Origin of the sequence: Actinomadura luteofluorescens (genome assembly GCF_013409365.1) — a bacterium.
GTDB classification, from domain to species: Bacteria; Actinomycetota; Actinomycetes; order Streptosporangiales; family Streptosporangiaceae; genus Spirillospora; species Spirillospora luteofluorescens.
This window is the reverse complement of sequence record NZ_JACCBA010000001.1, coordinates 3,536,948-3,562,732: the sequence shown is the minus strand read 5'-3', so window position 1 is coordinate 3,562,732 and position 25,785 is coordinate 3,536,948. Positions and strand designations below refer to the sequence as shown.

The 25,785-nt window shown below is 71.9% G+C and carries 25 protein-coding genes; 19 read left to right on the top strand and 6 right to left on the bottom strand.

All coding sequences use genetic code 11. The features are described from left to right. The first annotated feature begins 115 nt into the window (after nucleotides 1-115). From mshD to BJY14_RS16415, 6 genes are all read left to right on the top strand, one after another. On the top strand, nucleotides 116-994 hold the full coding sequence (mshD, locus tag BJY14_RS16440; RefSeq protein ID WP_376770005.1) for a mycothiol synthase: 879 nt from the start codon (nucleotides 116-118) through the stop codon (nucleotides 992-994). 395 nt (nucleotides 995-1,389) lie between these two features. Further along, nucleotides 1,390-2,493 carry a phosphate ABC transporter substrate-binding protein PstS gene (gene pstS / locus BJY14_RS16435; RefSeq protein ID WP_179844410.1) on the top strand — a complete coding sequence of 368 codons (1,104 nt, stop codon included), beginning with the start codon at nucleotides 1,390-1,392 and terminating at the stop codon, nucleotides 2,491-2,493. Nucleotides 2,494-2,586: 93 nt separating this feature from the next. Beyond that, on the top strand, nucleotides 2,587-3,567 hold the full coding sequence (gene pstC, locus BJY14_RS16430) for a phosphate ABC transporter permease subunit PstC (RefSeq protein ID WP_258940754.1): 981 nt from the start codon (nucleotides 2,587-2,589) through the stop codon (nucleotides 3,565-3,567). After that, nucleotides 3,564-4,469, top strand: coding sequence for a phosphate ABC transporter permease PstA (pstA, locus tag BJY14_RS16425; protein ID WP_312879258.1), 906 nt, complete (start codon nucleotides 3,564-3,566; stop codon nucleotides 4,467-4,469). The genes pstC and pstA overlap by 4 nt, the downstream gene beginning before the upstream one ends. Before the next feature lie 60 nt (nucleotides 4,470-4,529). Beyond that, nucleotides 4,530-5,306, top strand: coding sequence for a phosphate ABC transporter ATP-binding protein PstB (gene pstB, locus BJY14_RS16420; protein ID WP_179832263.1), 777 nt, complete (start codon nucleotides 4,530-4,532; stop codon nucleotides 5,304-5,306). A gap of 208 nt (nucleotides 5,307-5,514) precedes the next feature. Further along, entirely contained in the window at nucleotides 5,515-7,101 is a 1,587-nt protein-coding gene (locus tag BJY14_RS16415) for a phospholipase C (RefSeq protein ID WP_179844408.1), read from the top strand. A 375-nt stretch (nucleotides 7,102-7,476) separates the two neighbouring features. Here the strand turns inward: BJY14_RS16415 and BJY14_RS16405 are convergent, their stop codons facing one another. Next, nucleotides 7,477-7,959, bottom strand: a complete 483-nt coding sequence (locus BJY14_RS16405) for a winged helix DNA-binding protein (protein WP_179844407.1) — start codon at nucleotides 7,957-7,959, stop codon at nucleotides 7,477-7,479. Between the two features lie 185 nt (nucleotides 7,960-8,144). Here BJY14_RS16405 and BJY14_RS16400 point away from each other — a divergent pair, with 185 nt between their 5' ends. Continuing rightward, a complete protein-coding gene (locus BJY14_RS16400; protein WP_179844406.1) occupies nucleotides 8,145-8,951 on the top strand; it encodes a hypothetical protein in 807 nt (268 codons plus the stop codon). An 11-nt stretch (nucleotides 8,952-8,962) separates the two neighbouring features. On the opposite strand, the gene BJY14_RS16395 is transcribed toward BJY14_RS16400, so the two are convergent. Continuing rightward, complete coding sequence (locus BJY14_RS16395; protein ID WP_179844405.1) at nucleotides 8,963-10,009, bottom strand: LacI family DNA-binding transcriptional regulator; 1,047 nt, start codon at nucleotides 10,007-10,009, stop codon at nucleotides 8,963-8,965. A gap of 33 nt (nucleotides 10,010-10,042) precedes the next feature. Between BJY14_RS16395 and BJY14_RS16390 the strand changes: the two genes are divergently transcribed. Next, complete coding sequence (locus BJY14_RS16390; protein WP_179844404.1) at nucleotides 10,043-11,245, top strand: MFS transporter; 1,203 nt, start codon at nucleotides 10,043-10,045, stop codon at nucleotides 11,243-11,245. On the opposite strand, the gene BJY14_RS16385 is transcribed toward BJY14_RS16390, so the two are convergent. After that, on the bottom strand, nucleotides 11,182-11,898 hold the full coding sequence (locus tag BJY14_RS16385) for a winged helix-turn-helix transcriptional regulator (protein ID WP_179844403.1): 717 nt from the start codon (nucleotides 11,896-11,898) through the stop codon (nucleotides 11,182-11,184). The genes BJY14_RS16390 and BJY14_RS16385 overlap by 64 nt on opposite strands. A gap of 221 nt (nucleotides 11,899-12,119) precedes the next feature. Here BJY14_RS16385 and BJY14_RS16380 point away from each other — a divergent pair, with 221 nt between their 5' ends. From BJY14_RS16380 to BJY14_RS16345, 9 genes are all read left to right on the top strand, one after another. Next, nucleotides 12,120-12,374: a MoaD/ThiS family protein gene (locus BJY14_RS16380; RefSeq protein WP_179844402.1), complete on the top strand. Its 255-nt coding sequence runs from the start codon at nucleotides 12,120-12,122 to the stop codon at nucleotides 12,372-12,374. 111 nt (nucleotides 12,375-12,485) lie between these two features. After that, nucleotides 12,486-13,196, top strand: coding sequence for an LmeA family phospholipid-binding protein (locus BJY14_RS16375; protein ID WP_179844401.1), 711 nt, complete (start codon nucleotides 12,486-12,488; stop codon nucleotides 13,194-13,196). 46 nt (nucleotides 13,197-13,242) lie between these two features. Continuing rightward, nucleotides 13,243-13,758, top strand: a complete 516-nt coding sequence (locus tag BJY14_RS16370) for a sigma-70 family RNA polymerase sigma factor (RefSeq protein WP_179844400.1) — start codon at nucleotides 13,243-13,245, stop codon at nucleotides 13,756-13,758. Further along, entirely contained in the window at nucleotides 13,755-14,489 is a 735-nt protein-coding gene (locus tag BJY14_RS45235; protein WP_179844399.1) for a zf-HC2 domain-containing protein, read from the top strand. Before BJY14_RS16370 ends, BJY14_RS45235 begins: the two co-directional genes overlap by 4 nt. Nucleotides 14,490-14,725: 236 nt before the next feature. Further along, nucleotides 14,726-15,013, top strand: a complete 288-nt coding sequence (locus BJY14_RS16360) for a TlpA family protein disulfide reductase (RefSeq protein WP_307809103.1) — start codon at nucleotides 14,726-14,728, stop codon at nucleotides 15,011-15,013. A gap of 129 nt (nucleotides 15,014-15,142) precedes the next feature. Further along, nucleotides 15,143-15,208, top strand: coding sequence for a putative leader peptide (locus BJY14_RS47700; RefSeq protein ID WP_353819285.1), 66 nt, complete (start codon nucleotides 15,143-15,145; stop codon nucleotides 15,206-15,208). A gap of 77 nt (nucleotides 15,209-15,285) precedes the next feature. Next, a complete protein-coding gene (locus BJY14_RS16355) occupies nucleotides 15,286-15,723 on the top strand; it encodes a DUF4395 domain-containing protein (RefSeq protein ID WP_179844397.1) in 438 nt (145 codons plus the stop codon). Beyond that, the gene (locus BJY14_RS16350; protein WP_179844396.1) at nucleotides 15,720-16,559 is read left to right on the top strand and encodes a sulfurtransferase; all 840 of its coding nucleotides are present in this window, start codon (nucleotides 15,720-15,722) and stop codon (nucleotides 16,557-16,559) included. Before BJY14_RS16355 ends, BJY14_RS16350 begins: the two co-directional genes overlap by 4 nt. A gap of 28 nt (nucleotides 16,560-16,587) precedes the next feature. Next, nucleotides 16,588-16,896, top strand: coding sequence for a DUF1416 domain-containing protein (locus BJY14_RS16345; protein WP_179844395.1), 309 nt, complete (start codon nucleotides 16,588-16,590; stop codon nucleotides 16,894-16,896). A 103-nt stretch (nucleotides 16,897-16,999) separates the two neighbouring features. Here the strand turns inward: BJY14_RS16345 and BJY14_RS16340 are convergent, their stop codons facing one another. Together BJY14_RS16340 and BJY14_RS16335 are read right to left on the bottom strand one after the other, a co-directional pair. Continuing rightward, a complete protein-coding gene (locus BJY14_RS16340) occupies nucleotides 17,000-17,821 on the bottom strand; it encodes a hypothetical protein (protein ID WP_179844394.1) in 822 nt (273 codons plus the stop codon). Between the two features lie 192 nt (nucleotides 17,822-18,013). Next, nucleotides 18,014-19,441 carry a DUF1266 domain-containing protein gene (locus BJY14_RS16335; protein WP_179844393.1) on the bottom strand — a complete coding sequence of 476 codons (1,428 nt, stop codon included), beginning with the start codon at nucleotides 19,439-19,441 and terminating at the stop codon, nucleotides 18,014-18,016. A gap of 142 nt (nucleotides 19,442-19,583) precedes the next feature. Between BJY14_RS16335 and BJY14_RS16330 the strand changes: the two genes are divergently transcribed. Both BJY14_RS16330 and BJY14_RS16325 read left to right on the top strand, forming a co-directional pair. Then, entirely contained in the window at nucleotides 19,584-21,017 is a 1,434-nt protein-coding gene (locus BJY14_RS16330) for an LCP family protein (RefSeq protein WP_179844392.1), read from the top strand. Between the two features lie 186 nt (nucleotides 21,018-21,203). Then, nucleotides 21,204-22,172: a glycosyltransferase gene (locus BJY14_RS16325; protein ID WP_179844391.1), complete on the top strand. Its 969-nt coding sequence runs from the start codon at nucleotides 21,204-21,206 to the stop codon at nucleotides 22,170-22,172. 51 nt (nucleotides 22,173-22,223) lie between these two features. On the opposite strand, the gene BJY14_RS16320 is transcribed toward BJY14_RS16325, so the two are convergent. Then, nucleotides 22,224-25,703: a WD40/YVTN/BNR-like repeat-containing protein gene (locus BJY14_RS16320; RefSeq protein WP_179844390.1), complete on the bottom strand. Its 3,480-nt coding sequence runs from the start codon at nucleotides 25,701-25,703 to the stop codon at nucleotides 22,224-22,226. Between the last annotated feature and the right edge of the window lie 82 nt (nucleotides 25,704-25,785).

The window sequence follows — 25,785 nt, the reverse complement described above, 5'->3', positions numbered from 1 at the left end:
GGGCGGGGCTGTGGTCAGGGGCGGGGATGTGGTCAAGGCGGGCGGGGCTGTGGTCAGTCATGGGGCGGGTGGGCGTTCGCTTGGTGGGTGGTGGTGGCGGCATAGGGTGTGGACCGTGAGTGAGCTGCGGGCGCGCGGGACGCTGGGGGACGCCGAGGTGGCCGGGGCGCTGGATCTGGCCGCGGCCGCGAGCGAGGCCGACGGGGTGGGGCCGCTGTCCGAGCACGCTCTGCTGGCCCTGCGGGGCGGCCGGTCCGGGCTCGCGGTGACCGACGGCGGGGCCGTCGTCGCCTATGCCCACTTCGATCCGGCTTCCGCGGAGGAGCCCGCGGCGGGCGAGCTGGTCGTCCATCCAAAGCACCGGCGCCGGGGACACGGACGTGCGCTGCTGCGCGCCCTGCGGGACGAGGCCGGCGGGCCGCTGCGGGTGTGGGCGCACGGTGATCTCCCGGCCGCCGCCGCGCTCGCGTCCGCCGAGGGGATGGAACGTGCCCGCGCGCTGTTCCAGATGCGGCGCCCTGCGGCCGATCCGCTGCCCGAGACGCGCGTCACCGAGGGCGTGACGGTCCGCGCCTTTGAGCCGGGCCGTGACGAGGCCGCCTGGCTGGAGGTGAACGCCCGCGCGTTCGCCGACCACCCGGAGCAGGGCGCCTGGACGATCGACGACGTCCGCGAGCGCGAGGCCGAGGACTGGTTCGACCCCGCCGGTTTCTTCCTCGCCGAGCGGGACGGGCGGCTCGCCGGCTTCCACTGGACGAAGGTGCACCCCGGCGGCGTCGGCGAGGTCTACGTCGTGGGCGTCGACCCGTCCGCGCAGGGCCTCGGACTCGGCCGCACGCTCACCCTGCGGGGCCTCCACCACCTGCGCGACATCGGCATGGACCAGATCATGCTGTACGTGGACGAGTCGAACGCAGCAGCCGTCCGCCTCTACGAGTCCCTGGGCTTCACCCGCCACGCCGTCGACGTCATGTACGCCACCACCACCGCATAAGCCCCACCACCGCACAAGCCCCAGGCCTCGGCGCCGCCACCGCATAAGCCCCCACCGTCGTGTGAGCGGCGGGCGTCGGGGTGTCGCGCCGTTCGGAAGGCGCCTGTCAGCTGGGGAATCCCGTGGTTACCCGGATGTCGGTCGGCCAACCCTCCTTGGTGTCGGCTCGACCGGGATTTTGGGCTGGTGAGCTGCGATGTTAACCCGGCGGCCACGGCAAATCGGGGCATTCTTCGCAACTGTGCTCGTCTGCGTTCATTTGCCGTTCACCTGGATCGGGGCGGCTGGTCACCTCGCCTGCCTAGCGTCGCATTCGACGGCGAACCCGTCGTCCGGTCGACATGGGCCGGGGCGGCTCGGGGGACCCGCCCGACGAAACTCAAGGAGACCCTCCGGTGAAGAACGGTTCCCGACTCGCCGCCCTCGGCGGTGTTGTCGTAGCGGGGGCGCTGGCCCTCTCCGCCTGCGGGAGCGACAACAACACGACGGCGAGCTCCAGCGCTGCGCCGTCCGGCGACATCGACTGCGCGAAGGCCAGCGTCAACGCTGCCGGGTCGAGCGCGCAGAAGAACGCGATGGAGGAGTGGACGAAGCTCTACTCGTCCAAGTGCGCGGGCGCCAACCTGAACTACAACCCGAGCGGCTCGGGCGCGGGCATCCAGGCGTTCACGAGCGGGCAGGTGGCGTTCGCCGGCTCCGACTCGTCCCTCAAGCCCGAAGAGGCCACCGCCGCGCAGAAGCGCTGCCAGGGGAGCAACGCGCTGAACCTGCCGATGGTCGTCGGCCCGATCGCCGTCGTCTACAACGTGCAGGGCGTGGACGGCCTCAAGGTCTCGCCCGAGACGCTCGCGAGCATCTTCTCCGGCAAGATCAAGACCTGGAACGATCCGGCGATCGCCAAGGAGAACGACGGCGCCAAGCTGCCGTCCGAGCCGATCAAGCCGATCTACCGCTCGGACGAGTCCGGCACCACGGAGAACTTCACGAACTACCTGCACACCACCGCGCCGAAGACCTGGACGTGGGAGAAGGCCAAGAAGTGGCCGAACTCCACCGGCCAGGGCGCGCCGAAGTCCGACGGCGTCACCAGCCAGGTGAAGAGCACCGCGGGCGCGATCTCCTACGTGGAGATGTCGTACGCGGAGAACAACAAGCTGCAGACCGCGCACGTCAAGAACGGCGCGGGCGAGTTCGCCGAGCTGTCGCCGGACAGCGCGTCCAAGGCCGTCGCCGGGGCGCAGGTCGTCGGCACCGGCAACGACGTGGCGCTGAAGATCGACTACGCGACCAAGGAGCCGGGCGCCTACCCGATCGTCCTGGTCACCTACGAGATCGCGTGCGAGAAGGGGCTGCCCTCCGAGCAGGGCAAGTTCGTCAAGTCCTTCCTCACCTACACCTCCAGCGCGGACGGCCAGAAGATCCTGACCGACAAGGGCTACGCGCCGCTTCCGCAGAGCGTGCTGACCAAGGTCCAGGCGTCCGTCAAGGCCCTGTCCTGACAGCAGAAGACGGGAACCGCAGCCCCGCCGCCGAGCACTTCGGCGGCGGGGGCCGACGCGGGTTCCGGCGACATGATCGAAGGAGGACGTCCCGTGACGAGCGAGACCGGTGTCGGCGCGGCCGCCGGCGTCGACCGCCGAACCGCCGCGAGCCGGATGAGCACCGGACGGGCCGGAGACAAGATCTTCGTCTCGGCGGCCCGCGGCTCCGGCATCATCGTGCTGCTGATCATGGCCGCGATCGCGGTCTTCCTCGTGTGGAAGGCCGTCCCGGCGCTGCAGGACAACAAGGCGAACTTCCTGACCGCCGAGGAATGGAACCCGAACGCGGCGCCGCCGAGGTTCGGCATCGCGCAGCTCGCGTTCGGGACGGTCGTGTCGTCGCTGCTGGCGATGCTCATCGCGACGCCGGTCGCGGTCGGCATCGCGCTGTTCATCTCGTTCTACTCGCCGCGGCGGCTCGCCTCCGGGCTCGGCTACGTCGTGGACCTGCTCGCGGCGGTGCCGAGCATCGTCTACGGGCTCTGGGGCCTGGCCTTCCTGTCGCAGCACATGGAGGGGATCAGCAAGTTCCTGAACGGGGCGCTCGGCTGGATCCCGCTGTTCGGCGGGGACTCTCCCGGCAAGAACTCGATCTTCACCGCCTCCGTGGTGCTCTCGATCATGATCCTGCCGATCATCTCGTCGATCTCGCGCGAGGTGTTCCTGCAGGTGCCGCGCGCCAACGTGGAGGCCGCGCTCGCGCTCGGCGCCACCCGCTGGGAGACGATCCGGCTGGCGGTGCTGCCCTACGGCCGCTCCGGCATGATCGGCGGCGCCATGCTCGGGCTGGGCCGCGCCATGGGCGAGACGATCGCGGTCGCGATGGTCCTCACCTTCGTCCCCGGGATCAACATCCACCTGCTGGAGAACGGCGGCGCCACGTTCGCCTCCAACATCGCCAACAGCTTCGCCGAGGCGTCCAGCACCGGCCGCGGGGCCCTCATCGCCTCCGGCCTGGTGCTGTTCGTGATCACCCTGCTCGTGAACATGGCCGCCCGCGCGGTCGTCGCGCGCCGGAAGGAGTTCGTGTGACCGCCGTCTCCACCCGCAAGCCCGACCCCGGCGCCCGGCTGGCGCCGCTGTCCGCCGGGCGGAAGATCAAGGACCGGGCCGTCCAGGGCCTGGTCTATCTCGCGTTCGCGCTGGCGCTCATCCCGCTGGTGTCGGTGCTGTGGACCGTGGTCGTGAACGGCGCCGAGCGCCTCGACCCGACGTTCTTCCAGTTCTCGATGAACGCCGTCAGCGGCAGCGACGCCGGCGGCGGGGCCTACCACGCGATCATCGGCACGCTGGAGCAGGTGCTGATCACCAGCCTGATCGCCGTGCCGATCGCCGTGCTCACCGCCGTCTACCTGGTGGAGTACGCCGGCAACGGGCGGCTCGGCAAGGTGATCAGCTTCACCGTGGACGTGATGACCGGCATCCCGTCGATCGTCGCGGGGCTGTTCGTGCTGGCGCTGTGGCTGCTGACGTTCGGCTTCGACTTCTCCGGGTTCGCCGGGTCCCTCGCCCTGACGATCCTGATGATCCCGACGGTGGTGCGGGCGACCGAGGAGATGCTCAAGCTCGTCCCGAACGACCTGCGCGAGGCGTCCTACGCGCTCGGGGTGCCGCGCTGGCGGACGGTCTGCTTCGTCGTCCTGCCGACCGCGATGACCGGCATCGTCACCGGCGTGATGCTCGCCGTCGCCCGCGTGATGGGCGAGACCGCGCCGCTGCTGCTCACGATCTTCTTCACCAAGGCGATCAACAACGACCCGTTCCACGGCGCGCAGGCCTCGCTGCCCACGTTCATCTGGGAGCAGGCCTCCGACCCGAACCAGCACTCGATCGACCGGGCCTGGACGGGGGCGCTCGTGCTGATCGGAATCATCATGCTGCTCAACCTGGCCGCCCGGATCGTCGCGCGGCGCAAGGCGCCCGCGGGGCGCTGACCCCCTCGACAGCCGCGCATATGCGGAGCCCCCTGATCCAGAGAAAGGAACCCTGACCCCATGGCCAAGCGGATCGAGGTATCCGGGCTGCACGCCTACTACGGCGGCGTCCACGCCATCGAGGACATCTCGATGACGGTCGAGCCGCGCTCGGTGACGGCGTTCATCGGGCCGTCGGGCTGCGGCAAGTCCACGTTCCTGCGCACCCTGAACCGGATGCACGAGGTCATCCCGGGCGCCCGCGTCGAGGGCAAGGTCATGCTGGACGAGGAGGACCTGTACGACTCGTCCGTCGACCCGGTCGCGGTGCGGCGCGTGGTCGGGATGGTGTTCCAGCGGCCGAACCCGTTCCCCACCATGTCGATCTACGACAACGTGGCGGCCGGGCTGAAGCTGAACGGCGTCCGCCGCAAGGGCCGGCTGGACGAGGTCGTCGAGGAGTCGCTGCGCGGCGCCAACCTGTGGAACGAGGTCAAGGACCGGCTCGCCAAGCCCGGCGCCGGCCTGTCGGGCGGGCAGCAGCAGCGGCTCTGCATCGCGCGGGCGATCGCCGTCCAGCCGCAGGTGCTGCTGATGGACGAGCCGTGCTCGGCGCTCGACCCGATCTCCACCCTCGCGATCGAGGACCTGATCGAGAAGCTGAAGACGCAGTACACGATCGTGATCGTCACGCACAACATGCAGCAGGCGGCCCGGGTCAGCGACCGCACCGCGTTCTTCAACATCGCGGGCACGGGCAAGCCCGGCAAGCTCATCGAGATCGACGACACCAGCAAGATCTTCGCGAACCCGGAGCAGAAGGCCACCGAGGACTACATCACCGGCCGCTTCGGCTGATCCGCCCGGCGCGGCGGGCGCCGACCGTCCCGCCGGGACGGACCACCTGCATCTCTTCGTTCGGTGGAGGCCATTTCTTCACACTTCCCGGTGTCGTGGGCGGTGCCGGCTTCTTCGGCAGGGCATTGCTCATATAGCTCGGCGCTCCTGTGACCGGGAAGCTCCGGGTGGTGGGTCGTGGTCGTCTACGCGCTCGGGTGGAGGAGAGATGTGCAGGCCCTCAGTGCTGGGCGCGTCCATGGCCGCGGTCGGCATGGTCGCGGCCCTTGGAGCCGGTTGCGGCGGCGGGGAAGTCGCTCCTTCCCCGCGCACCACGGCAGGGCACCGCAGTCCGATCGAGCACGTCGTGGTCATCTACGGGGAGAACGTTTCCTTCGACCACTACTTCGGGACGTATCCGAAGGCCGCCAACACCGACGGCACACCGTTCCATGCCGCTCCGGGGACGCCGAAGGTCAACGGCCTGAGCGGAGAACTGCTGACGAGGAACCCCAACCGGTACGGCCCGAAGCGGCTCGGTCCTTCCCAGGCACTCACCTGTGACCAGGACCATGGGTACGCCGCAGAGCAGAAGGCCGTCAACGGTGGCCGCATGGACAAGTTCGTCGAGTTCACCGAGCGCGGTGAGTGCAGCGGCCGGTCCCTCTTCGGTGAACCCGGCCTCGTCATGGACTACTTCGACGGCAACACGGTCACCGCCATGTGGAACTACGCGCAGAACTATGCGATGAGCGACAACTCCTGGGATTCGGTGTTCGGGCCGTCCACCCCGGGCGCCCTCAATCTCGTCTCGGGCCAAACGCACGGCGGTTACGCGGTCGATCCGAGGACGCACGAGAAGGTCTCGGATCCGTCCGTGGTCTCCTCTGCGGACGGGGAGGGCGTGGGGACGGTCATCAATGACCCTGATCCGGCGTTCGACGACTGCTCCGGCGACAACCATGCGTCCGACGGCAATCTCACCGTCATGACCGGTCGCAATATCGGTGACCTTCTGAACGCGAAGCACGTGACGTGGGGCTGGTTCCAGGGCGGGTTTCGTCCGACCGGCGTGAGGGACGGCTACAAGGTCTGCGGTGCCGCGCACGCCAATATCGGCAAGAACCGGGTCGTCGACTACAGCCCGCACCACGAGCCGTTCCAGTACTACAAGTCGACGGCGAACGAGAAGCATCTGCCCCCGTCAGGGGTGGCTGCGATCGGCCACACCGACCAGGCCAACCATCAGTACGACCTGGCCGATTTCCACGCCGCGCTCGCCGCGCACCGGATGCCGTCCGTCTCCTTTCTGAAGGCCCCGGCGTCCCAGGACGGCCACGCCGGCTACTCCGATCCCCTGGACGAGCAGAGGTTCGTCGCGTCCACCGTCAACGAGATCGAGAAGTCGCCCGAATGGGCTTCCACGGCGGTGATACTCGCCTACGACGACTCCGACGGCTGGTACGACCACGCCCCACCGCGCATCACGAACGGTTCGAACGACCCCGCGCAGGACGGGCCGGCTTGCCGGAAGGTCAGGGCGCTCGGCGGCTACCAGGACCGCTGCGGGCCCAGCCAGCGGCTGCCCCTGATCGTGATCTCGCCGTACGCCAGGGTGAACCACGTGGACCATCGCCCTCTGGAGCAGGCATCGATCCTGCGCTTCATCGAGGACAACTGGGGCGCCGGCCGTATCGGAGACGCCTCCTTCGACACCCGCGCCAATGCGTTGGACTCGATGTTCGACTTCTCCGGCGCGCGGGCGCCCCGCGTCCTCATCGACCTGGACACCGGAGCGGTCGCCGGGAGGCCCTGAACGCCCTCTGGCCGGCCAGTCAGGGCGAGACGGGTCCAGGACCACCACCGGAATGTCGCGTTCGGAGGTGGCCTGGTAGGTGTCGTAGAGGGGGAAGACCGCGGTCATCCTGGCCCAGAGCGGTGGCTTCCTGTGGAGTGGTGGTGCGGGCCTGTGCAACGAAGGAGCTGGCCGGCTCCGACCGGAGGCACCTTCGTGACTTGCTCGCACGTGTTCTGACCGGGCCGCCGACGGGCGTGGACGCGGCATCCGGCTGAGGCGGCGAGGCGGCATCTCGGCGCGCGCTCTCAGGGCTGGCTGCTCGGGCGTTGGGGTGGTGGGGCTGGCAAGGATGCGTGCCGGCCGGACGGCCCCCACGCCCGGCCGGCGCGCACGTCACCGACCTGTGCGGTCGGGCGCGGGGGTGCTGGTGTTGTGGATCAGTTGCCGGAGCACCTTCAGGGCGGTGACGTAGTCGGCGTCGTCTATGCCCCGGTGGATGAGGTCGCGGATCGCGGGGGCGTGCTCCTTCCACTCGGTTCGGGTCTTCTCTCCCGCCTCGGTGATCCACAGGCGTCCGTCGCCGTCGCGGGTCGACCAGCCGTGCTCCAGGAGGACCTTCGACTCGGCCTCCAGGTCGTCCTCCGGCCGCAGGTAGGACTTCATGGCCTCCCGCAGTTCGGGGATGGTCATGCCGTGGCCGTCGGGCGAGAGGTCGTTCTTCGACAGGTTGCGGAGCAGCCAGAACTGCGGCTGCGTGAAGCCGAACTCGGCCTGCCGGGCTCGGGTGAACGCGATGAGGGCCTCGTAGGCCAATCCGGTCCAGTAGGCGGCCGGCTGGGCGGCCAGTTCGGCGTCGGAGACTTCTCCGGTCTTCATGTGCGGTGTCCCCCCATTAGTTGATCACTGGTACGGGGACCGTAAAACCTGAAGTGAAGTTGAGGTCAAGGCGTCGAGGGCCGTGCCGCGGGCGGGAACGGCCGCGATCGCGGTGGGAGCGCCGGGAACCAGCCTGGTTCCCCGAGCGTCGGACGGCCGGAAAACGTCCGACGAGAAGGAGCGCCGTGTTCGACCAAGTCTCCACCGACGTGCCGCCGCCCGACGAACTCTGGGCTCAGGGCGTGGTCAAGGCCATGATGGTTCCCTACCTCGACGACTGTTCCGGGCAGGTGCTCGTGGACGGCGGCACTCTGCGTACCGAGGACATCGGAAACGGCTACTGGGCCCTGCGCTGGGTGGAAGGCGGACGGGCGCTGCTCTACGGGTACGACAACGACGCCTCCGACACGCACATCCAGGATCTGCCCGTCGACCTGCTCGCCGGTGGCCCCGCGTGGCTGCCCTGGGCGTGGCTCCAGGACCTGCTGGTCAACGAGGACTACTCCGTGGCCTTCCTGCGCTGGTGGGACGGCTCGTGGGGCGGCCCCCCGCTTCCCGACCACGTGGACGACGGGCTCGCCATCATCCTGGCCGACGGGGCCGAGCGCATGGACGAGTTCATCGACGAGGACGGCTCGCCGTCGGCGCTGGCCTACCAGGACCTGATGCGCGCGGTGACGGCCGGGAACGTCGAGCGTCCCGTCGTCGAAGCGCTGCTCGCGGCCCTGGACGTGCAGGACGCCGACCCGCGCGAAGCGCTGGACGTGGCCGCCCGGGCGGGTGTCACCCGGGAGGAGGGGCTGGTGGAACTGCCCGCCGGCGACGGCGAGCCGTCCGACCGCTGGGTCCCGGTGTTCTTCCACGACCACCTGCCCACGGTGACGGCCATGGCGGAGCGCGAGGGCATCGAGATCGCCGAACTTCCCGGCTCTGAGCCGCCCACGCTGAAGGCGCCGCCTCGCTTCTGCTTCAACAGCACTTCCGGGGCCTGAACGCCCTTCCCTCAGGGGCGGGTGCTGGTCCTGCGGATGAGGGACCATGCCGGTGTCCCGGAGGCCGGTCGGCCTAGGGCGACCTGGGCGCAGGCCGCGCCCTGGTCGCGCAGGGACTGGGCGACCGTGGTCAGGCCGAGCCGGGCCGCCACCGCCGCGTCGTCCCAGCCGGTGATCGCCACGTCGTCGGGGACGGCGCGTCCGGCGGCGCGGGCCGCGCGGACGACTCCGGACGCCTGCTGGTCGCTCATCGCGGCGATCGCGTCGGGTGGTTCCGCGGAGGCCAGGAGGGTCGCCGCGATCCGCTCCGCCTCGGCGGCGTCGTTGCGGGCGCATACCGCGATGGTCACGTCGCGCCAGGCGAAGCCGGCGTCCTCGGCCGCTCGGCGGTAGCCCTCCAGGCGTTCGCGCGTCACGGGGAAGGTGACGTCGGGGAGGGCCGCGCCGTTGGTGATCGCGGTTCTCCGGTCCCGGGAAAGCGGGAAGCTGACGATGGCGGGGCGCTCGGCGCCCGCCCAGGCGGCGGCGCCGATCGCGCCGGCCGCGGCGCGGTCGTCGATGCTCACCAGGCCCATGCCGTCGACCGCCGGGCCCCCGTGGACCACCGCGGGGCGCCTGGTCGCCCGGACGGCCGCCAGGACGGGGTCGTCGTCGGACGTGGTCCACACGATGAAGCCGTCGACGGCGGCGTCGATGATCCGGGTGGCGTCGTCCGCGGCGCCCGTGGCGGGGACGATCGTCATGCCGTAGCCGTGATCGGCGCAGACGCCGGCGATGCCCGCCAGGAAGGACACCGCCGCCGGGTCCTCGAACGCGTAGCTCAGATGCTCGCCCATCACCACGCCGAGCGTGCGGGTGCTGCCCCGGCGCAGGGACCGGGCGCTCGGGTCGGGGCCGGCGTAGCCGAGTTCGGCCGCCGCGGCGAGCACCTTCGATCTGGCCCGGTCCGAGACGCGGTTCGGACGGTTGTAGGCGTAGGAGGCGGTCATGACCGATACGCCGGCCCGTTCCGCCACCTGGGCCAGGGTCACGCGCTTCGCGCCTCCGGACGGTTCCATAGGGCCGCATGCTACTTGTGTATCGTTACACAAATGAAGGTCGAGGCATCATGGCGCGCTTTCGCGGGGTTCGCCGCGTTCGGGGTGTTCTGGGGGGTGTGGGGCGCCGGCGTGCCTCGGGTCCAGGAGCGGGCGGGGATCGGGGACGGCGCGCTCGGCCTCGCGCTGCTGTTCGTGGGGGCGGGTGCCCTCCCGGCGATGCTGCTGATGGGGCGGGCGCTGGATCGGTGGGGGCCGGGAGTGGCGGGCGCGGCCATCATGGCGCTGGGCGGGGCCGGAGTCGTCGTGGCGTTCGCCGCCGTGAACCTGGCCGGCCTGTGCCTAGGGCTCGCCGTGGTGGGCGCTTCCAGCGGGGCGGCCGACGTGGGCATCAACGCGATCGCCGGACGGGCCGAGAGGGACGCCGGGAAGGCCGTCATCACCCGGGCCCATGGCGTCTTCTCCGGTCTGGTGGTTCTCGCGAGCCTCGCCAGTGGGGCGGCGTCATCGCTGCCGTTCGTGGTGCCCTTCGTGGTGGCAGGTGTGGGTTGTCTGGCCGCCGGGGTGTGTCTGTGGGCGTCCCCCGGGGGCTTCGTCGGTCGGCGTGAGGCGGTGGCGCCGTTGGGGCGGCGCCGGATCGTCCCCTTGGTGCTCGTCGGGGTGCTGGGGGCGCTCGCGTTCGCCAGCGAGAACGCGCATCAGAGCTGGAGCGCGGTTTTCGTCGACGACGAGTTGCGCTCGGGCGGGCTCAGTGCCGTCGCGCCCGCCGTGTTCGCGGGGACGGTCGCTGTCACGCGGTTCTCAACGGGTGGGGTGAGGGCCGTCCGCGGAGCCCTTCTCGCGGGGGCGGCTGGGGCCGCGGGCGGGGCCTTCGTCATCTCGGTCGCGTCCACGCTGGCGGTCGCCGCGATCGGGCTCGCGGTCGCCGCCGCCGGGACCGCCGTGCTGTTCCCGACACTGCTCCGCCTGGTCGCGCGGAACGTCGAGGACGACTACCGGGGCCGCGCGACGTCGGTCGTCACGACCGTGTCCTACCTCGGGTTCCTCGCCGGGCCCGTCTATGTCGGGCTCTGGGCGGACGCCGTGGGGCTGCGCGGGGCCATGGTCGCGGTCGCCGCGCTCGCGGTCGTCCTGTTCGTCCTGGCTCCGGTGCTGCTCCGTCTCAGCGGGTTCGCCGGAGGAGAGCGCGGCGCTCAGGCGCGGGCGGGCGTCTTCTCCTCGGCGTCACCCGGGCGGTGGTCGGGGACGAAGCGGTAGCCGACGTTGCGGACGGTGCCGATCAGGGACTCGTACTCGGCGCCGAGCTTGGCGCGGAGGCGGCGGACGTGGACGTCGACGGTGCGGGTGCCGCCGAAGTAGTCGTAGCCCCAGACCTCCTGGAGGAGCTGGGCCCGGGTGAAGACGCGGCCCGGGTGCTGGGCCAGGTACTTCAGCAGCTCGAACTCCTTGAACGTCAGGTCGAGGACGCGGCCGCGGAGCCGGGCGGTGTAGGTGGCCTCGTCGATCGTGAGGTCGCCGCTGCGGATCTCTCCCGGGACGTCGTCGGCCTCCGCGCCCGCCGCGGCCCGTCCGACGGCCAGGCGGAGGCGCGCCTCGACCTCGGCGGGGCCGGCGGTCTGGAGCAGCACGTCGTCCAGGCCCCATTCGGAGCTCAGGGCGGCGAGGCCTCCCTCGGTGACGATCGCGAGCAGCGGGCAGTCGAGTCCGGTGGTGCGCAGGAGGCGGCACAGGCCCTTGGCCTGGACCAGGTCGCGGCGGGCGTCCACCAGGACGACGTCGGCAGGTGGAGCGTCGATGAGCGCGGACCCCTCGGCGGGCGCGACGCGCACGGAGTGCAGCAGAAGTCCCAGCGCCGGCAGAACCTCGTCGGAGGGCTCCAACGCGTTGGTCAGCAAGAGCAAGCTGCTCAAGTGCCGCCTCCCGTCTCCAAAAGACGTAGGACCCAGGCGGCTCATCCCCAAGACCGGCGCACGGCCGGGACTCGAAGACGAGGCGGCCATGCAGGGCCTTTCGGATGAACTCCATGGCCTCGTCGCCCGGATCCCTCACCCCTGAGCATAACCGAGGTGCCTCCGGCGGCCATGTCTCGACCTGGCCGGACCGTGTCAGCGGGAGATGAGAGTCTGTAACCATGGCCAAGGGAACGATGCGGTACTGGGCGGCCGCCAAGGCCGCGGCGGGGACGCATGAGGAGCCGTACGACGCGGCGACGCTGGCGGACGCGGTGGCCGCGGCCGGTGAGGGGCGCGGCGACGAGTTCGCCCGGGTCGTCGGGCGGAGCTCGTTCCTGGTCGACGGGGATCCGGTCGGGACGAGGCCGCACGCGTCCGTGGCGCTGCCGGAGGGCGGTGTCGTGGAGGTCTTGCCGCCCTTCGCGGGTGGCTGATCTCACAGCCGGGTGATTTTCTGGCCTGAGAGGTCATTCTCCTGGGCGACCCTTTGTGGGCGGTTTGTTCACTATCGTGTGGCGAACGCATGCCGCAGCCTAAGGAGAGACATGCGGAAAGTACTGCTGGTCCTGCTGATCCTCGTGGCCGCGGGGCTGGTCGCCGCGGACCGGCTGGGGGTCCGGGTCGCTGAGGACAAGATCGGCGAGCAGGTGGCCGCGCAGTACAACCTGCAGGAGCGGCCGGACGTCACGATCCACGGCATCCCGTTCCTGACGCAGGCGGTCGGCGGCGAGTACAAGCACATCGAGGTGGGCATCGGCGACTGGACGCAGCAGGGCGTGACCGTCACCGGCGTCAAGGTCGACATGCGGGGCGTCGACGCGCCGCTGTCGGAGGTCACCAAGGGCAGCGCCGCCAACGTGACCGCGCGAACCGCGACCGCCTCGGCCGTCGTCCCCTACGACGTGATCCAGAAGCAGGCGCCCAAGGAGGTCAAGCGGATCGGGCCCAAGGGCGACGACCTGTCGGTGGACCTGACCGGCAACCTCCTCGGCCTCTCCCTGAACGGCACCGCGGTCGTGGAGGTCAAGCCGACCGCCAAGGGCATCGCGATCACGCCCGTGTCGGTGGGGTCCAACGGCGCCGCGCAGATCCCGCTGGCGCTGGTGAGGCAGAGGCTCACGTGGGTGGTGCCCGTCTCCGACCTGCCCGTCGGGTCGCGGATCAGCAAGATCCAGCCCACGCCGGACGGGCTGCGCGTGGCGGCGACCGCCGAGAACGTCCGGCTGAACGATCTCCAGGCGACCGCGCCGAAGTAATCCCGGAACCTGTGAACCGGTCCGGGGAAGCGTACGTGACAGTGGTGTGGGACCGACCGCCGACGAGGGGCTGCTCCGCGCCCTGTACAGCGAGCACGGGGGCGCCCTCCTCGGCTATGTCCTGCGGCTGACCGGTGGAGACCGAACCCAGGCAGAGGACGTGGTGCAGGAGACGCTGCTGCGCGCTTGGAAGCATCCGGAGGCGCTGGCGGGGCGGCCCGTACGGCCGTGGCTGTTCACGGTCGCGCGGAACCTCGTCGTGGACGCGCACCGCGCCAGGCGGGCCCGGCCGCCGGAGACGGGCATCGACGAGCACGTCCTGATGACCGCCGACGGCTCCGACGACATCGACCGGGCGCTGGAGTCCTGGACGGTCGCCGAGGCGCTGGCGGGTCTCAGCCCGCCGCACCGGGCCGTGCTGGTCGAGACCTTCTACCGGGGACGCTCGGTCGCGGAGGCGTCGAAGACGCTGGGCATCCCGCCCGGCACGGTGAAGTCCCGCACCTACTACGCGCTGCGGGCGCTCAGACTCGCGCTGGAGGAGCGGGGGCTGGCGCCATGACCGACTGCACGGAGGCGCGTACGGCGCTCGGGTCCTACGTGCTCGGCGCGCTCGATCCCGGTGAGCGGAGCCGGCTGGAGGCCCATCTGGAGGGCTGCCCCGCGTGCCGGGACGAGCTCGCCGGGATGGCCGGGCTGCCCGCGCTGCTCGGACGGGTCGACGAGGCGCAGCTCGAACGGGTCGCCGGGCCGCCGCCAGAGCTGCTGGACGAGCTGCTGGCCAGGGCCGCCGAACGGCGGAGGGGACGGTTCGGACCGCTGGGGCGCCTGTCCGGAGGGCGCGCCGGATGGGCGCCGCCGGCCGCCGCCGCATGCCTGCTGCTGGTCGTCGGGGGCCTGTTCGGCGGCCTGCTGTTCCCCTCGCGGACGGACGGCCCCGGCGCCGGGCCGCCGCCGTCCCCACCGGCGTCCACCTCGGCCGCGCCGGTGGTCGCGGGCGAGCGGATCACCGCGAGCGACCCGAGGAGCGCGGTCAAGGGCTACGTGGTGCTCCGCCGGAAGGCGTGGGGGACCGAGGTGGAGCTGCACCTGGCCGGGGTCCCGAAGGGGTCGCACTGCCGGCTGCTGGTGATCGCGCGGGACGGCCGCCGGGACGCGCTCGGCAGCTGGTACGTCCCGTACGACGAGGGTTACGGTGAGTACCGCGGGTCCACGATGTTCCCGCGCGGCCAGCTGTTCTCGTTCGAGGTCGTCGGCCTGGACGGGCGGCCCCTCCTCACGATCCCCACCTGACCGGGGCCGCCGGGCAGGCGGGAGGACGCGGGAGGAAAGTGGCGGGAAAGTGGTGGGCCGCGGGAAGAACGCGCAGGCCCCGGGGGTTGTCACTGGGGATGATCGGAGCACTGACCGCAGCGGGCGTCCTCCTCGCCGCCACGGCGTTCGGCCTGGTGAGGCGGCGCCGCGACGGTGTGCTGCGCGCCCGGCGGGAGGAGGGCGAGCAGGTGGGCGAGACCGTCGGCCCGGACGACATGGGCGCCGAGCTCGGCGAGAAGGCCACGCTGCTGCAGTTCTCCAGCGCGTTCTGCGCGCCGTGCCGGGCCACCCGCCGTGTCCTCGGCGAGGTGAGCCAGATGGTGGAGGGCGTCGCCCATGTCGAACTCGACGCGGAGGCGCATCTCGACCTCGTCCGGCGGCTGAACGTGGTGCGGACGCCGACCGTCCTCGTGCTGGACGCCGCCGGCCGCGTCGTCCGGCGCGCCGCCGGCGCGCCCCGCAAACCCGATGTCATCGCCGCTCTGGGGGAGGCCATCACATGAGCCACTACATGAGCAGCAGCCTCATGACCTGCGCTAAGACGAATGTCACTGTCTCGCAAGGCGAGACGGATGTGACAGCCCGTGGATTGTCGGCTTAACATCGTGTCCGTGCGTTACTGGACAGAGCAGATGCTCACGAAGCGCCGCGCGGTCGATTTCTGCCGCGTGGCCGCCTCGCTCTGTCGCATGGCCTGAGGCATCGAGCCCGTCCGCCCCCGAGCATTTCTCCTTCTAGCTCGTACGCACGCTTCCACTCCGCCAGGAGCACCCCGATGCAGGTCGATCCGCGTGGGCCGCGCTTCGGCGCCTATGTCACCACCGTCGTCCTCGTCGTGGTGCTGGTGACCGGAAGCTGGGCACTGCTCGCCGCTCAGGCCGTCGTGTTCGCCATCGCGACCTCCCTCGGCCTTCGGTACGCCCCGTACGGACTGGTGTTCAAAGTGCTCATCCGTCCCCGTCTCGCTCCGCCCAGGGAACTGGAGGACGAGGCCGCGCCCCGCTTCGCGCAGGGTGTCGGGTTCGCCTTCGCCCTCCTGGGCACGGCCGGGTACGCGACGGGGACCACCTGGCTCGGCATCGGTGCCACCGCCCTCGCGCTGGCGGCGGCGTTCCTGAACGCGGCGTTCGGGTTCTGCCTCGGCTGCGAGATGTATCCGCTCTTCCGCCGCATCACCGCGAAAGTCCGCTCCGAAGGGAAGGTTCCCGCATGAGCCGCTCAGACGTCCTGGTGGACACCGACTGGGTCGAGGCCCACCTTGACGACCCCGGGCTCGTGCTCGTCGAGGTCGACGAGGACGTGTCCGCCTACGACAAGGGCCACATCCGTGGCGCCGTGAAGATCGACTGGAAGACCGAGCTGCAGGACCCGGTCCGCCGCGACTTCGTCGACAGGACCGGCTTCGAGCAGCTGCTGTCGAGCAAGGGCATCGCGAACGACGACCTCGTCATCCTGTACGGCGGCAACAACAACTGGTTCGCCGCGTACGCGTACTGGTACTTCAAGCTGTACGGCCACGACAGGGTGAAGCTCCTCGACGGCGGCCGCAAGAAGTGGGAGCTGGACTCCCGCGAGCTGGTCACCGACGTCCCGACGCGTCCCGCGACCGAGTACACGGCCAAGGACCAGGACCTGTCGATCCGCGCCTTCCGCGACGAGGTCGTGGACGCGATCGGCAAGCAGAACCTGATCGACGTCCGCTCGCCGGACGAGTTCAGCGGCAAGCTGCTCGCCCCGGCGCACCTGCCGCAGGAGCAGTCGCAGCGCGCCGGGCACGTGCCGACCGCGGCCAGCATCCCGTGGTCGAAGGCGGCCAACGACGACGGCACGTTCAAGTCCGACGAGGAGCTCCGCGCCCTCTACACCGAGGCCGGGGTCGACCTGGGCAAGGACACCATCGCCTACTGCCGCATCGGCGAGCGCTCCTCGCACACGTGGTTCGCGCTGCGCGAGCTGCTGGGCCTGGAGAACGTGAAGAACTACGACGGTTCGTGGACCGAGTACGGCTCGCTCGTCGGCGTGCCGATCGAGCTCGGCGCAGGCAAGTAAGTCCCGCAGCACCACACTTGGAGGAACCATGACCCAGGGCTGCGCAGCGCCCGAGCAGACGGCGCACCTTCCGGCGACCGTCGACCTGAACAACGAGGCCGTCATCCAGGGGACCGTCACCCGTGACGGCGCCCCGGTGTCGAGCGCCTACGCCCGCCTGCTCGACTCGTCCGGCGAGTTCACCGCCGAAGTGGTGACGGGCGAGGAGGGCGTGTTCCGCTTCTTCGCCGCCGACGGCGACTGGACGGTCCGCGTCCTGGCGGCCGGCGGTGTGAGCGTCGACACCGGCGTCACCGCGAAGACCGGCGAGGTCGCCGGTCTCGAAGTCACGATCTGACCCGGGCCGGGTCCGCGAACCCCGCCGTCCCCCTCGGGGGCGGCGGGGTTCGCCGTGTCCGGAGCGGCCGGCGTTGTCTTCCGGCCGGTCGCCGGTCTTCCGGTCAGTTGCTGAACGTCAGCGTGTTGGTGACCTCGACGCCGAGTTCGCCGGCGGTGGCGAAGACGCTGCCCGTGCGGTCGCCCGTCGGGCCCCCGTTGGACCAGTACGACTGGGCGTAGATGACCGTGGACCCCTGCGCCCAGGTCCGCGTCCAGTACGCGGGGTCGGCCTTCGGCTGCGGGAGCCCGCTGGCGTCCGACGGGGTCAGCAGCTTCGGCCAGCCCTCCTGGTTCGTGTAGCCCTTGACGAGGGACGCGTCCGTGGAGGTGGCGAACCTCAGGATCGAGACCGAGGTGATGATCTGCTTGGACGGGCTGGCGTAGACGGCCGAGTACATGCTCCCGACGCACGGGTGCCGGCGCAGCGCGGGCAGCAGCACGGAGTTCGCGCGAGTGGTGCACGACTCGGTCCGCGTCCCGGCCTGCGTGAACATGTTGCCCTTCGCCGTCGTGATCGTCCGCTTGAGGACGCCGGACGGGTCGACCGCGCCGCCGCTGGAGTACGAGGGGGAGGGCTCGGTCGTCGGCTCCGTCGTGGACCCGTAGGACGGCAGGCGCGTCGTGGACGGCATCGACACCGGCCGGACCGGGTCGTCGTCATCGCCGCTGAAGACGAGGACGGCGAACGTCCCCGCGACGGCCACGACCAGCACCGCGCCGACGACGAGCAGCCACACGAGCGTGCTGCCGCCGCCGCGCCGCGGCGGCGGGTACGGGGGCGGGAATCCGGGCCCGCCGGGCATCGGGGGCGGGCCGGCCGGCGCGGCGGGCGGCGGGAATCCCGGCCGACCGGGCTGCTGGCCGGGCCAAGGTGGGGGGTTCATGGTCGCTCCGGGCGTTTCACGTGCGGGGTGCCGACTGAGGTCGGACCAGACTATGGGTGGTGAATGGTGATTTCACGGCTGATTTCCCATATACAGATGACCGCATCCGTACAGCCGTTCCACGGCGGGGCTTCCGGCGCGTGAGAGATAGATCACGCCGCCGTCGGGTTGCGGCCCGCCTCGATTCCCGGACTAGGCCCAGTCGCGCGTGAGGTCCAGGTCCCAGGGGACGAGGTTCCACGGGCTGCGGGGCTCGGCGGCGAGCTCCTCGACGAGCCGCTCGTACTCGGCCTGCGCCTTGCCGCCCCCGCCCGACCAGAGCAGCCGTCCCTGCAGGTAGCAGGTCGCCATGTCCTGCCAGGACGTGTACCGCCGCTGGATGTCGAGCGCGAGCGGGAGCATCCGGTCCCAGCAGTACTCCTCGGTCAGCCAGCCGACGATGTGGCCCCACCGGTAGAGCATGAGCGCGCGCCCGTAGTCCCAGATCAGGAACCGTCCCACGTTGGCGCGCAGCGCCGGGTCGGCGAGGGCCTTCAGCCGGTGCAGCTCCTCCGCGGCGTGGCTGCGGTCGTTGAAGAGCTGGTGGAGGAACAGGGCCAGCTCGGCGCCCTCCTCACTCGCGTCCGCGCCCGGCTCGTCGCGCAGCAGCGGCGGGACGAGCCGCGCGTACGAGCCGCCCTCGTCCCCGTACCGGACCCGGACCAGCTCGATCAGCCGCTCGACGAACGGGGGCTCCAGCCGGTCGCCGGCGATGAGGCCGTCGACCTCGCGCAGCAGCGACTCGTACTCCCGCCGCGCCTCGGGGGACCGGCCGGCGAGGTGGGCGTCCTGCGTGAAGTCGGCGCGGTGCCCGTCCTGGACGAGCCAGTTGACGGCGCCGAGGAGCTGCTCCAGGTCGTAGGCGCCCCAGGGGTCCTGGAGCAGGTCCTGCGCGGCGCGGCGGTCGGCGGCCGCGGCGGACGCGCCGGGCGCGGCGCCGAGCCGGTCCACCCGGAACCCGTTGACGGCGCCGTAGGGGGCGCCGGCCGCGATGATCCAGCGCTGGACGGGGGTGAGGTCGCTGCCGTGGGTGAGGACGCCGTTCAGGTCGGGCGTGGAGATCAGCTCCCAGAGCCGCCGCTGGAACTCCTCGGCCTGCCGCTCCTCGCTGCCGAAGAACCCGGCGAGCTGCTTGCGCAGCGCCGGGTGCCGGACGTAGAGGCGCCGGAAGAACCGGCCGTTCTTCCACACCAGGTGCTCGGGGCGCAGGTCGCCGAACGGGATCCGCGTCCGCCGGTGGACCACCGCCTGCTCGGCGAACCGCAGTTCGAGATCCGACCAGAGGGCGGCCAGCGGGGTGAAGCGCAGCAGCAGGACGAACCCGGCCACCAGGGCGAGCAGGACGGCGCCGGGGGCCAGCGCCCACCGCGCCTGGTCCTGCAGACCGGTCAGCGACAGGACGGCGCCGGTCAGGAGCAGCGACACGCCGCCCGCGCCGAGGCCGAGGAACCAGCCGGTCGTGAGGATGAGGGACCCCTCGATGCGGAGCACCGCCTCCTCGTCGTCGAACTCGAACGACCCCTCGGCGAGCGTCCCTTCGACGGCCCGCTCAAGCGCGTCGAGCTGACCGGCCTCTTCCATGGGCAGGACCGTACAGCATCCCTTACGGGTAGATCATCTACTCTGTGCCGGGTTCGCGGGGGCGGCGCGGGCCGCCGCCGCGGGCCTGGCTCTTTCTCGTGACGCCCGTGGCGCATGTCCAATCTGTGCTGAAATGTTCCGGATGCAGCGAGCCGTCGCGCCCCCGCCCGTGTACTACGCGGACAGCGCCCCGACGCCACCGGAGCCGCCGGTGCGGGGGCGCCTGTGGCGCATGCTCGGCTGGGTGTCGATCGGCCTGTCGCTCGTGCTGGTGGCGGGCAGCCTCACCGCCTACGGGTTCTGGCGGCGGCTCGACGGCCAGATCGACCGCGAGAACGTCGACGGCAAGCTCGGCGAGCACCGGCCGCCCAAGCTGAACAACTCGCTGAACATCCTGATGATGGGCTCCGATAGCCGCGCCGGGGAGAACGCCCGCTACGGCACCGAGGCCGGGCAGCGCTCCGACACCACGATCCTGCTGCACATCTCGCCCGGCGGGCAGAGCGCCATCGGCGTCAGCTTCCCGCGCGACTCGATGGTGCAGATGCCGCCGTGCAAGCGCCGGAACGGCACGACCGTCCCGGCCCAGTTCGGGATGATCAACGCGGCGTTCTCCAACGGAGGCCCGGCCTGCACCTGGCGGACGATCGAGTCGCTGACCAAGATCCACATCGACCACTACGTCGAGGTCGACTTCGCCGGGTTCAAGCGGGTCGTGGACGCGCTCGGCGGCGTGGAGATCTGCGTCCCCCGGCGGATCGACGACCCCAAGGCCGAACTGCACCTGCGGGCCGGCCGCCAGACCGTCCACGGCGACCAGGCCCTCGGCTACGTCCGCACCCGCTACGTCCTCGGCGACGGCTCCGACCTCGACCGGATCAAGCGGCAGCAGGCGTTCATGGCCTCGGTCGTCAAGAAGGCCACCGACAAGGGGATGCTCTCCGACCCCGGCCGCACCTACGCCTTCCTCTCGGCCGCCACCAAGTCCATCAAGGCCGACAGCGGGCTCACGCTCTCGGTGATGCAGAAGCTCGCCGGGTCCCTGGGCGGGATGAGCGCCGGGAAGGTCCGCTTCGTCACCGTCCCGGTGGAGGCGTTCCCGCAGGACAAGAACCGCGTCCAGTTCGCCCAGGCCGCCGCCGAGCCGCTGTTCCGGGCCATCCGGGAGGACAACAAGCTCCCGCAGCCGGAGCCCGTCCCCGCGCAGAACAAGGTCCAGCCCGTCCCGCCCGCGCAGGTCAGGCTCGGCGTCTACAACGCCTCCGGCACCGGCGGCCTCGCGCAGCGGACGGCCGACCAGCTCGCCGAGCGCGGCTTCCAGGTCGTCAAGGTCGGCACCGCCAAGAAGACCTTCCCCCACACGCAGATCCTCTACGGGGCGGGCGCCGAGCGGCAGGCCGCGCGCGTGGCGATCGCGGTGCCCGGCCACCAGGCGCGGCCGTGGGCGTCCGCCAGGCCCGGCTACGTCTACCTGATCGTCGGCAGGGACGGGGCCGCCCTGCGGGGGCTGGGCCCGATGGTCCCGAAGATCGCGGGGGAGATCCGCGCCGACCGCGCGGTCTGCGCGCGGACCTGATTCCGCACCGCACGTGATCTGACGGTCCCTCACCGGTATCTTGTCCCGCGCAAACCATCAAACGGTTCAAAGCGTCCCACCTAGGACGGCGCCTCCCACCCTCCCCCCGACCAGGCCCCCGACCAGGCGCTCGACCCGGCCCCGCACGGTGCTCCTCGGCCGCCACGCTCCCCCCGGAACGGATGCATGCAGCCCGAACCCTTCACCCTGCTGATGACCGTCTACGGCGGTGATCGTGAGGAGCATGTCCGGGACGCCTTCCGCAGCGCCGTCCACCTCCAGACCCTCCGCCCGGACCAGGTCGTCCTCGTCCAGGACGGGCCCGTCCCGCCCGCGCTCGCGTCCGTCCTGGGCGAGCTCGTGAGGATCAGCCCGGTCGAGGTCGCGTTCGTCCACCTGGAGCGCAACCGCGGCCTCGGCCCCGCCCTCGACGCCGGGCTGCACGCCGCCCGCCACGACATCGTCGCCCGCATGGACGCCGACGACTACTCGATGCCGCACCGCTTCCAGACGCAGGTCCCGCTGGTCCGCGCGGGCGCCGACCTCGTCGGCGCGGGCCTGCTGGAGTTCGGCACCGACATCACCGACATCGTCGGCCGCCGCATCCCGCCGAGCGACCCCGCCGACATCGCGCGCTACTCCCGCCTGCACGACCCGTTCAACCACCCCACGGTCGTCTACCGGCGCAGCGCCGTCGTCGCCGCCGGCGGCTACGGCGACCTCCCCCTGATGGAGGACTACTGGCTGTTCGCCCGCATGATCGCGGGCGGTGCGCGGATCGTGAACGTGGCCGAGCCGCTCGTCTACTACCGCGTCGGCGCCGGCGCCTACGAGCGCCGCGGCGGACGCGACCTGCTGCGCTCCGAACTGCGGCTCCAGCGCGAGATGCTCCGCGAGGGCTTCATCTCCCAGCCCCAGTACTGGCGCAACGTCATGGTGCGCGGCGGCTACCGGCTCGTCCCCACCCTGATCCGCAAACCCTTCTACCGCGCGGTCGTCGCCCCCTACGGCGCCCGCCGCAACCGCCTGCGCGACAGGGCCGGCGAAGGCCCCCGCCTCGCCGTCCCCTACATCCCGCGCCACGCGCGCCCGGCGGGCGGCGGTCACCAGGGGCTCCCCGACCTGGACGCCGCCCCGCCGCAACCGGAGAAGTAGCGGGGCGGCGCGCGGTCTCACCGCACGGGCCGGGTCACCGGACGGGCCGGGTCACGGCACGGGCCGGCTCCACAGGACGGGCTGGGCGCCGCCCGAGTCGGCGCTGCGGCCCACCCCGAGCAGCGTGTTCCCGAAGGCGGCGAGGCCGGTGATCTCCTGGTCGCCGACGCCGCCGAGGCCGGTGCCGCCGGGCGTGGAGGCCTGCCAGGACGAGCCGTCCGCGGACGTCCACGACACCACGTCGGTCGCGCCCGCGCGCCCGGTGGTGCCGGTCGCCGCGAAGCCCTTCGGGGTCGCGGCCAGCGCGGTGACGCTGACGGTCGTGTCGCCGCTCGGCGACGCCAGGGGACGCCACGTCCTGCCGGCGTCGGCGGACACGTAGCCGAGCCAGTCGAGGCCCTTGGGGGTGGCCGCGACTCCGGTGGCCACGAGGGTGTTCCCCTTGGCGGCGACATGGGTCAGGTGGCCCTCGGTCACCCCGGACCCGGGGAGCTGGAGCTCCTGGAGCGTCCACCGCTGGCCGTCCGGCGACAGCCACACCGACGGGTGGTTGCCCTTGCCGTCCCGGCTGCCGCCGACGGCGGCGTACCCGAACGACCCGGACGTGACGTCCAGCATCCAGCGGCTCGCGGCCTTGGTGCCCGCCATCATCTTCGGATCCGCGCCCGCGCCCCGCGCCCAGTTCTTCAGGTCGGGTGAGTACCAGGTCGCGACCGAGTAGCCCTGCGTGCCGACGACGACGTAACCGGCGGAGCCGGCCGCCGCGGCGGCCGTGACGGGCGCGCCCTGGCTGTTCGCCGCGAACGCGGGAGCGCCGTCGGCCGCCTGCCATGTCGCGCCGTCCTTGGAGGTGACGACAAGGGGGCGGCGCGGCGCGGACTGGTCGTAGCCGACCGCCAGCCATCCGGCGCCGCCGGCGGCGACGTCGTCCAGCTGCTGCGGGCCGGGCCGGGTGAACGCGGCGCCGAGCCCCTGCGCGGCCTTCCAGGACGCGCCGTCCTGCGACGACCAGACGGCGGCGTCACCGCTCGCACTGCCCACCGCGACCGTGAGGCCGTTCGTGGCGGCCACCGCCCGCACCGCGTGGTCGGGCCGGATCGCGCCGGGGATCTTCGCCAGATCGACGGGGACCGCGGCGCCGTTCGCGTCCCACACGCCGAGCATCGGGTCCAGGTCGCCGCCGCCGGGCTCGCGGCCGACCAGCACCGTCTGGCCGCCCGCGGCCGCGGCGCCCAGCACCTCCCGTCCCGCCTTCGACTCGGCTGAGCCGGCCGCCTTCCAGGCGGCGCCGTCCGCGGTGCGCGCGAGCAGCACGTCGGTGCCCCGGACGGTGACGGCCGTGAAGCCCCGGCCGTCGGAGACGATCCCGTTCGTGCGCTGGTAGCCGGCCGGTTCGAGCTTGCCGGTCCTGGTCCACGACCTGCCGTCCCTGGACGTGAAGGCCTGGCCGAACAGCTTCCCGGACGCCGACATCTCGCGCATCGCCAGGAAGCCCGACCCGCCGCCACCGCCGATCATCAGGCCGCGGCTGCCCTTCGGCGCCGGCACGTCCGACGTCGACCACGTCCGGCCCGCGTCGTCGGAGCGCCACACCTTCCGGTAGGGGCCCGGCTTCTTGGAGTCGGGCGTGATGAGCCCCTCCAGCAGGATCACATCGCCGTTCGCCGCGGCCTCGACCAGGGAGAACCCGCCGTTCTGGACCTGGAGGCCGATCTGGTCGCCGACCCGTGCCTCCCACCGGCGCCCGTCGCTCGACAGCCACACCGCCGGACGCGCGTCGCTGAAGTCGCCCTTCGGGGAGTTCTCGCCGACGGCGAGGAACCCGCCGCCGGTGCCGACGATCCGGGTCACCCGGTCGTGCGGTCCGAAGACGTCGCCGACGGCGTCGGGCTGGCGGCGCCACTCCTTGCCGTCCTTGCTCAGCCACACGGCGCCACCGCCGCCGGCCCGGCTGCCGACGGCCACCCAGCCGCGGCGCGACGCGCCGACCGCCTCGGGGACCCCGCCGGGCGGCGCGAGGCCGCCGTCGGTGTCCTGCTGGTCGACCGACGTGAAGGTGCGGCCGCCGTCGGAGGAGACGAGGAACAGGCCGCGGGAGTTCTGCGGGTCGGTCTCGCCGCCGACCGCGACCACCGTCGAGCCGCGCGCCGCGACGCCGGTGACCTGCTGGTCGCGGCCGTCGGTGCGGGCCGCGGCGTCCACCGGGAACAGCGCGCCCGCGAGCTTGGCGCCCGCGCCGCCGCCATCGTCGTCGCTGCCGATCAGGCCGGGGACCACGAGCACGCCCGCGGCGACCAGTGCCACGGCGGCGAGCCCGCCCGCGCCGATGAGCAGCGGCTTCTTGATGCTCCTGCGGGGACCCTTCGGACCGCTCGGCCCTCCGGTCCGCCACGGCTCGTCGATCGCCGGAGGGGGCGCGATCGGGTGGACGGCCTCCGGCCCGGGAGGCGGCGTCCCGGGGACCTGCTGCGCCCACGGGAACGGCTCCGCCGCCGGAGGGCCCTGCGGGGCCGGGGGAGCCTGCGCGCCCGGGATCTCCTGCGCCCACGGGAACGGCTCGGGGGCCGGACGCGCGGGGGCACCGGGGATCTCCTGCGCCCACGGGAACGGCTCGGGGGCCGGGGGAGTCTGCGAGGGGGACGGAGGCGCGGGCTGCTGATGGGCCGCCTGCTGGTGAGGGGCCTGCGGGGGTGCGGGCGGCGGGGGCGGCAGCTTCTCGATGCGGGTGACGTCCGCCATGTCCTGCTCGTAAGGAGGAGGCTGCTGGCCGGGGGCCTCGATCCACGTCACGTCCGCCGCGTCCTGCTCGAAGGAGGGGGGCGGCTGGGTGGGGGATTCGATCCTCGTCACGTCCCCCGTGTCCTGCCCGTAGGAGGGGGGCGGCTGGGTGGGGAACCCGCTCTTCGTCACTTCCCCGGTGTCCTGCCCGTAGGAAGGGGACGGCTGGGTGGGGAATTCGGTCCTCGTCACGTCCCCCGTGTCCTGCCCGTAGGTGGGAGGCGGCTGGGTGGGTGACTCGATCCTCGTCACGTCCGCCATGTCCTCCTCGTAGGAGGAGGGCGGCGGGAGGGGGATCTCCGTCCTCGTCACGTCCGCCGACTCCCGCCCGTACGGGGAGGGCTGCGCGGGGATGTCGGTGGACGTGGCCGGAGCGTCCGCGACGGGAGCGGGCAGGGCCGGCGAGCCGGCCTCCGCGCCCGCGCCGCCGTTCTCCGCGGCGCTCTCCGCGGAGCGGCCGGCAGCGGGCTTCTGCCTCTTCGGCAGGATCATCGTCTGGTTGACGTTGGGGTCCACGACGGTGCGGTCCGCCATGTCCCCTTCCGGGTCGTCCTCGGGGGAGTCCTCGGGGAAGTCGTCGCCCTCGGGATCCTCTTCGAGGTCGTCCTCGGGGTCGTCCTCCGGATCGTCCGCGGGGAGCAGCAGCGGACCGGACGAGCCCTGGTCGTCCATCCAGCGCGGCGGGGGAGGCGTCTGCCCGGGTTCGGGACGCTCACCCTCGTGGTCGTCATCCGGCTTTCCGGTTGGAGTCACGCCCTCTCCCAGCTTCCGGTCACTCTGCACGTGTCACCCTGCACATCGCCCTGGCGCGTCCACAGTCGTCAGCGATGATAGC